The 6,768-nt window shown below is 53.9% G+C and carries 7 protein-coding genes and 2 pseudogenes; 5 read left to right on the top strand and 4 right to left on the bottom strand.

The window, feature by feature from the left end:
* Positions 1–1,096: hypothetical protein (locus tag CYD26_RS24315; RefSeq protein WP_145991827.1), on the bottom strand; the 1,096-nt coding region annotated here is incomplete at its 3' end.
* A gap of 678 nt (positions 1,097–1,774) precedes the next feature.
* Between CYD26_RS24315 and CYD26_RS24310 the strand changes: the two genes are divergently transcribed.
* Positions 1,775–2,197, top strand: coding sequence for a hypothetical protein (locus CYD26_RS24310; RefSeq protein ID WP_145991826.1), 423 nt, complete (start codon positions 1,775–1,777; stop codon positions 2,195–2,197).
* A gap of 70 nt (positions 2,198–2,267) precedes the next feature.
* The gene (locus tag CYD26_RS25295) at positions 2,268–2,408 is read left to right on the top strand and encodes a hypothetical protein (protein ID WP_178081738.1); all 141 of its coding nucleotides are present in this window, start codon (positions 2,268–2,270) and stop codon (positions 2,406–2,408) included.
* Positions 2,409–2,632: 224 nt separating this feature from the next.
* Here CYD26_RS25295 and CYD26_RS24305 read toward each other — a convergent pair whose 3' ends face one another.
* Positions 2,633–3,595: a tyrosine-type recombinase/integrase gene (locus CYD26_RS24305; RefSeq protein ID WP_178081737.1), complete on the bottom strand. Its 963-nt coding sequence runs from the start codon at positions 3,593–3,595 to the stop codon at positions 2,633–2,635.
* Entirely contained in the window at positions 3,595–3,957 is a 363-nt protein-coding gene (locus CYD26_RS24300) for a hypothetical protein (RefSeq protein WP_145991825.1), read from the bottom strand. The genes CYD26_RS24305 and CYD26_RS24300 overlap by 1 nt, the downstream gene beginning before the upstream one ends.
* A gap of 306 nt (positions 3,958–4,263) precedes the next feature.
* Here CYD26_RS24300 and CYD26_RS26070 point away from each other — a divergent pair.
* Positions 4,264–4,383, top strand: a pseudogene (locus tag CYD26_RS26070) (Fic family protein); the annotation flags it as partial.
* A gap of 50 nt (positions 4,384–4,433) precedes the next feature.
* Positions 4,434–4,802 (top strand): annotated as a pseudogene (locus CYD26_RS24295) (type I restriction endonuclease subunit R); the annotation flags it as partial.
* Positions 4,803–5,358: 556 nt separating this feature from the next.
* On the opposite strand, the gene CYD26_RS25660 reads toward CYD26_RS24295, so the two are convergent.
* Positions 5,359–5,793 (bottom strand): hypothetical protein, encoded by a 435-nt coding sequence (locus CYD26_RS25660; RefSeq protein WP_256588073.1) that lies wholly within the window; start codon positions 5,791–5,793, stop codon positions 5,359–5,361.
* 171 nt (positions 5,794–5,964) lie between these two features.
* On the opposite strand from CYD26_RS25660, the gene CYD26_RS24285 reads away from it, so the two are divergent.
* Positions 5,965–6,651 carry a hypothetical protein gene (locus CYD26_RS24285; protein WP_102053871.1) on the top strand — a complete coding sequence of 229 codons (687 nt, stop codon included), beginning with the start codon at positions 5,965–5,967 and terminating at the stop codon, positions 6,649–6,651.
* Positions 6,652–6,768: the final 117 nt, after the last annotated feature.

Below are 6,768 nucleotides of genomic sequence, written 5' to 3'. Positions count from 1 at the left end.
CGCTGGTTTTGGCAGTAGTGGCCTCGGTTACAGCCAGGTCCGCAGCAGTCTTGGCTGAGTTGGCGGTGTCCAGAGCCAACTGAGCGCTGGCTTTGTCAGCAGTGGCATTGCCTACAACCAGGTCCGCAGCAGTCTTGGCTGAGTTGGCGGTGTCCAGATCCGACTCTGCGGTGGTTTTGGCAATGTATGCCTTGTCCACTGCAGCTTGTGCCTGGTTGACAACAAGGCCTAGTGTCACAGAATCGGAAATAACGTCGACAGCATTACCCAGGTTGGTCGACTGGAAGGAATCGTCGGTGTACGAGTTTTTTTCGTTGAAGGTCAGGCTATCAATCGAACCCTTCAGGCCGCTGTTGCCAGGGGTAGCGTCGAGTGTCAGGCCTTGCTTGCTGGTCAGTGTGAAAGACTCGCTATGCGAGGCACTGATTGCCTGGTCATTCACACTTCCATCGCTGGTGAGCTTATCGTTGACCTTGTTCGTCACCGATTTGATCGTGCTGGACGACAGATTGCCATCCACATAAGTGGCTTGACCAACGAAAGCTGTACTTTCGGATAGAGTTTCGGCTGTGGTGGCGCCTTGTACTGCTTGCCCCGCGTTAATCTTGTAACCCGATTCCGAGCTATTTTGGCTTTCGCTACTGGTGAAGTTACCAACGGTCAGGTTGCCTGGTTTAGTCAGGTCAACGGAAACTTTAGCCGAGAGGTTTTCTACATAGGTCTCGGTACCCAGGAACACTGGGCCTTTTTCGGTCGCCGTGGTATTGGAGCTGACCACCAAGCCGGTAACATTGCCGGAAGCCAGTTTGCTGTCCAAGCCGGTGCCGGTCAGCGAAACCTTGTTGGTACCGTTGGTGGTTTCGTCCTCACCGGTCACTGCGTTTTTGAGGGTTTGGTTCAGCGTGACATTTTTCGCGGTGTCGGTGAGCTTGTTGGTAATACCTGCTACCGGAAGCGCCTGATCGAGGTTACTGATCTGATTCACCGCACCCTGAACAGCGTTCTGGACTTCATTGGTGACTACAACGGCATCGGCAATCTGCGAATACAGTTTTTCGACTAGTTGGGTTGTATTGCCGGTCTTGATTACAGCCATTTATTAATAACTCCATGTTTAGCGGTGGGTGCATCGATAATCGTTATTTGGAATGCAATTTCAACGCAGTGTTTCGAGTTTAAGAGCAAATTAAATATTTGAATCTTCAATATTGCTAATATAAACTGTGTCCTTGTAATCATCATACTGGCCAACTCAACCGATCTAGTGAAGACTTGTTTTCAACAATGTACGCGCCTGCGGCCTTTCAAGTGGTTTTTTGAAGACGCGCAGCAGCCCGCAAACAGCCATAATTGACGTTTGTTTCGCAGGGAACAGAGTTGATTTCGGCGGTTGCAATTTCAGTATCCATCCATGATGGCACAATGACTTCCTTTTTTGATCATACCAGCTTGCTAGGGGAAAAAAATCCCTATGCAAAAAAACTCTTCATTTCCTCGCCTTGACAAGGTGCGCATACTCCGACGGAACCACTAGATTTTTGCAGATGATTGTTGCCGTAAGAAGTACGTCTAGCTTTGGCTTTCCGCGTGTTTCATGGAGTGAAGGCGTCGCTGGGCAGCGCAAGATCTGTTGCGTCAGATGCGCAGTCTTGTGTGTCGAAATATTTCATGGCGTTCACGTCTGACCTTGATCTGAGCCTCTAGGCCAAGGGGGAGTGGCGCTCGACCGTCTTGCGAACTCCGAAAACATTAGTCACGGTGTGGCAAGCGCTCGGTGTCTTGTGATGAACGCTCGCTCAGAGTGCGGCTGGAGGACTATTTAGATCGCTTCACACATGCGCTGTTCTGTCTTACGACATCTCACTACAAGGCCCGGCCCGCACTGTTCATGATCTTCGATGGCACGTCCAGCAGGTCATCTTGGCAAGCTCCTCTTCATCTTGACCGGCCTGACCTCATGAAGGAATTTCTCCTGGAAGCAAAGCCAAACGCAGAAAAACGGACCCACACAGCCAATGCTAATCACCATGCGATCGAAAAGGCGCTGAAGGTCGCTCAACAGCAGCTGCAAGATTTACAAAGCGAGTTGCTGACTATGAATGAGCAAAAAGAGCATACTCAATACGAAATACGAAATACGAAATACGAAATACGAAATACGAAATACGAAATACGCAGCCTGAACCTTGCAAAATAAGCTCTGAGAGATTTTTAACCCTCAGCACAGGCCAACCGTGGCTACGGCTGAAACGATAAAGAGGTTGAACATGTTTCCCAAGCTGAAAAACTTTACTAAGGCCTTTTCCGCTGAGTTTTCCAAGGCAGCCAAAGCAGCCCCGGCCATGTATTTTGCGCCACTGACCGGAGCTATAAAGGCTGTACGAGAGCAAATGCAAAAAAGCCTCTGACCTACAACTGAAATCAGTCGCGCACCATTGGTAGTGGCCAGTTTTAACAAACCGAAAAAGTCTTGACGTCTACATGACGAGGCCAGACCTCGCACATTTGATAAATGTAGGCGCTCCGCAGACAAGGAAAGTTTCGCGGTCAAGGGGTTTAGCAACCGCGGCGATTGTCGGGTTAACGATGGGCTCGCCATGATCCGATGGCCGCTCAGGGAGCGCCGGTAAGGCTATAAACGAACGCGTTCCACTTCATCAAGACTGATCTCGTCTCGACGCCGATCATAAAGCTGGGTCGTGCGGGTCGACGCATGGTTGGCCATCGCCGCCGCATTTTCCAAGGTGCCGCCATTCTTGAGGTACGCCGTGATCCCCGTGGCACGAAACGTGTGATTGCCGATCAGCGTCTTGATGCCTGCCGCCGAGGCTCGCCGGCGCACCATGGCATGCGCATTGGCCTGCGGCAGGGCTGTGACGCTTAGCTGGTTGGTACCGCGCCGAATGGTCCGAAACAACGGCCCTTTGAGATCGACCTCAATCCCCGTCTCAACCAGGTACACATGCAGATACTCCTCCAGCAGATGGTGGCAGGGCATGGCATGCTGCTTGCCGCCTTTCTCCCGCAGACGCACCCACAATCTCCGGTTTTGCGTATAGACATCCTCAACCTTCATCGCCAAGGCGGCGCCGATACGGGCAAACGAAAACACCATCAAGGCGATCAGTGCTCGATCCCGTAGCCCGGCCGGCGAGCTGACATCGATGCTGTTGAGCAACTGGCGCGCTTCGGCCGGATCGAGCACCGGGGTTTTGCCGACACGGGAGCTATAGCTGGGCCCTCGCACCGAGGCCGCAGGGTTATGCGGCACGACCTGACCGACCACCAGCCAATCGAACAAATGCCGGAGCGCGGCCAAGCGTTGCTTCACAGAAGGAGCGGCCAGCCTTTGCATCTGCAACTCGATCCAGGTCGATACATGCAGGGGCGCTACTGCAGCTAGGCTGGGTACCCCGACCTCCGCGCACCAGGCCAAAAACTCATCCACTGCGCGTGCATAGGCGCGCCGGGTGTTGGCATTGCGGATGCTGGCCGTAAAAAACTCCAGAAAGCGCACGCCGGCGCGCTCGCCGGCGTGACTGACCAGCGCCGGGAGCGCGTGAGTCACCGGGGACGTCCGTACCAGTAGAGTCATCACCTGGCCTCCGCCTCGAGCAACGGCGCTTTAAGCGCGAGTGCCTGCGCCACCAGTCGCTCAATATCCGCAGGGCTGTGCGCCTCCAGCTCGACGTCCCCCACCTGCAGGCGCAACGTGCGCCCGGTCCGGCCGTTGACCCAAGCCATCGCGATCTCGCCGAAGGTTTTTAGGGGCGAGTCGGGGGTAGAGATCCACGACAGCAGAAACTGACCGGTCAGCCCTTTGACGGCACTGGCATTATCGACCACCGCAAACGTCGGGGAAACATCCAATCCGGCCGTTTCCAGCTGCTGTTTAAATTGGCGCAGTTCCGCCTGGTAGTCCTCAGCGAAGACGGCCGAATCGTCGTGCGCTTTCAACAAGCGCAGTTGAAGGCGAAGGGGAGGTGTTGGGAGAATTGCTCGGACCATCGGGAGAGCCTTTTTTATATTTGATAAAGGACATTATCACATATATAGAAGTAATGATCAGAGGGCCGGAGTCAAGGGACAAAGAGACATGAAGACCCCAGGGGGGGGCTTAGCCAAACGCTGATACTCAGCCTGTGGCGTCCCATCCTTGCCTGGCTACCGGTAGAGACGGTGATTCGTGAGCAACAGGACGCCTATTACGCCGCCCTATCTGCAGCCGATCAACAAGCCGAGTCCACACCTTTTGTAGAGTTCATGTTGCAGGCATTGCAACAGGCTTTGCTGGATACCTCACAGAACGATCAAGTAAGCGACCAAGTAGGCCGACTGCCTCACGTATTGGACGGCAGTGTTGCCCTTAAAGCGGGAGAGCTGATGCAGCACTTGCGACTCGCCCACCGTCCCACCTTCCGCAACAACTACCTACCGGAACTCCGGTATCCAACGAAGACCGCGACACCCGCTCGGTGTTTGGCGAATACATTCACGTCTACGACATGCAGCAGGCCACCGAAGACGGTGCGACTGTCGCCATCTACTACGAATCGCGTCTGGCCAAATTGGCCTTGAACGATAATGAGCTACCCGCGATTGACGATCAGGTCGATGAACTGGCCGAAGATGAAGAGGACGACCAGCAGTCTCGCCTGAAAAGCCGTTGGGCTGCACAGGAAAAAGTGGTCGGGGCAGAGCCACGGATTCACAGCGTGGCCGCCGATCTAGTCACACACTTCGAGGAGCGTAACCAGGGAGTGGTGAGCATGGGGCAAATGCCCGGCAAGGCCATGGTGGTACCGGGTATACCCCTTGCACTGAGAACAGCGGAAAGTGCTGCTATCCACTAACGATGGCACATTTGAGCATTTTCAGGCCCCGTGTTTACGGGGGCAGCAGGCCTTGAAAACCCTATCCCCTAGCGAAGGCACATTTCGGCCTGATTAACCCCCCAAACCCTCTAGCGGTGGCACATTTCAGCCTGATTAGCCCCCCCCTGGCGATGGCACATTTCGTCAGTTGCCGGCCCCGTATTTACGGGGGCAGCAGACCTTGAAAACTCGATCCCCTAGCGATGGCACAATTCGCAATGTCGAAAAATCAGCGTCAGCGGCAGTACGGCTCAAGAACATCAGATACCTTGAGAGTGCGTAAGTTACTTAACTTATGCAATCAAGACGCTTCACATTCAACATAAGTTATGCAGGTTACGTAACTTATGCAGAGAATCGTATATCGGCTGAAATAGCTCAGGTTGATGTCCAGAGCGCGTAGCACTGACAGCTGAATTTCCCGTGCTTATCCGGCGCGGTAAATTCAGCGACGTTTCATTTAGAAACCAAGGAGCTAAGCCCGTTACGAGGCAAGGCACAGACCTACGTCTCGGGTCACGGTAGTCAGTAGTGGATGGCGCTGTACCCGCCGAAAAATCAGACGCCTATTGATATTTTTGGCATCACTGATGCTGAACAGCGACACCTCAGAACGATCATCACACCGACCATCGCCACCGAGCGGCAGCACATTAAACGTCGGAGGGGGCATCGCCGCCGCGTTCACCAGCGTGTCACCGTTTTTAAGGTCGGCCGTGATACCCGTCGCTTTGAAGATGTGGTTGCCTATCAAGGTCTGGATCCCAACCGCCAAGGCGCGCCGACGCACCATGGCATCCGCGTTGGCCTCAGGCAGGACGGCAGAGCTCAGCAGCCCGGTACCGCGCCCAATGGTGCGAAAAAGTGGCCCTTTCAGATAACCCTCGGTTCCAATCTGCAGCAATTCGCGTGCAGGCATTTCTCCAGCAGGTGCACATATAGAAAGCCGAAAAACCGGCGCTGCAATCTAGGGAGAGTCTTGTAATCTCGGCAGGCCTAATAATCAATCAAGACATCATAAAATAATCATTTACAATATCATTTTAGTGCACTAATCTCTGCTCACACCTTCTGAACAAGAGCAGAATCAATGATCAAGTCCTGGCGCGACCGCTTCGAACAACACTACGTAGTGCCCGAGAAAAAAATCAGCCTAGACGAAATCCTTGAGGAGGCTCAGGAGGCTTATCTGGGTTGGTTGGCCGCTTCACTGACAGCGTTCCACGGTCATTTTTCCGAAGACCAAGTCGATAACCTGGATCGGATTTTTCAGGGCGAAAGTCGCATCCGCGCCATTGCCAAAGATTGCTATGACTATGCAATCAATGGACGTTTCAGGCTTGCCAAGGATGGACAGGAACATGAGCAAATGAATGATGACTGGGTCTGTCTGGCCATCCTGGTGCGGTCTGCCCGCCCCGGCATAGAAGAGTTCAACCTAGTCGTTAGAGGGCGCCCAATTGGCGTACCGGCAAAGCTCGAGCAGCTCCTACTCCATGCGCAGATACGGGCTCTGCTGGATTTCTCTACCGTCCCTGAATTTGACGAGGATTCGGTACCGACCTTTTTTAGTCAGCCCATCACTGGCTATCTGACACTGAAAGAGATTGCCTTGTTAGGGCAGATGTCGGAGCGGGCCGTGCGCAATGCAGCCCAACCCACGGCGGCGGATCGGCTGCGGACCCGCAAGGAGAAGACCCAGACAGTAGTTGATGCCGACGAGGCGTTGCGCTGGCTGAAAGGTCGTCGGGGCTTCATTGCCAGCCGTGCGGATTAACACTCACATAACGCATTGCCCATCGTAAAAGGACATCACCTGTTGGCGCTGATGGAAAATTGACCCACCCTGCCGATTGAAATTTGACCCAGGGCGGATTGCTGATTTTGTTACCAG

Origin of the sequence: Pseudomonas sp. FFUP_PS_473, assembly GCF_002858665.1 — a bacterium.
Taxonomy (GTDB): domain Bacteria; phylum Pseudomonadota; class Gammaproteobacteria; order Pseudomonadales; family Pseudomonadaceae; genus Aquipseudomonas; species Aquipseudomonas defluvii.
Note: the sequence above shows the minus strand (reverse complement) of the source record. Positions and strands in the feature narration are given on the sequence as shown.

Bases quoted from the DNA above. Each gene is read 5' to 3' on its own strand.
- CYD26_RS24305 (WP_178081737.1), bottom strand. From the start codon at position 3,595: ATGACTCTACTGGTACGGACGTCCCCGGTGACTCACGCGCTCCCGGCG.
- CYD26_RS24285 (WP_102053871.1), top strand. From the start codon at position 5,965: ATGATCAAGTCCTGGCGCGACCGCTTCGAACAACACTACGTAGTGCCC.
- CYD26_RS25660 (WP_256588073.1), bottom strand. From the start codon at position 5,793: ATGCCTGCACGCGAATTGCTGCAGATTGGAACCGAGGGTTATCTGAAA.
- CYD26_RS25295 (WP_178081738.1), top strand. From the start codon at position 2,268: ATGTTTCCCAAGCTGAAAAACTTTACTAAGGCCTTTTCCGCTGAGTTT.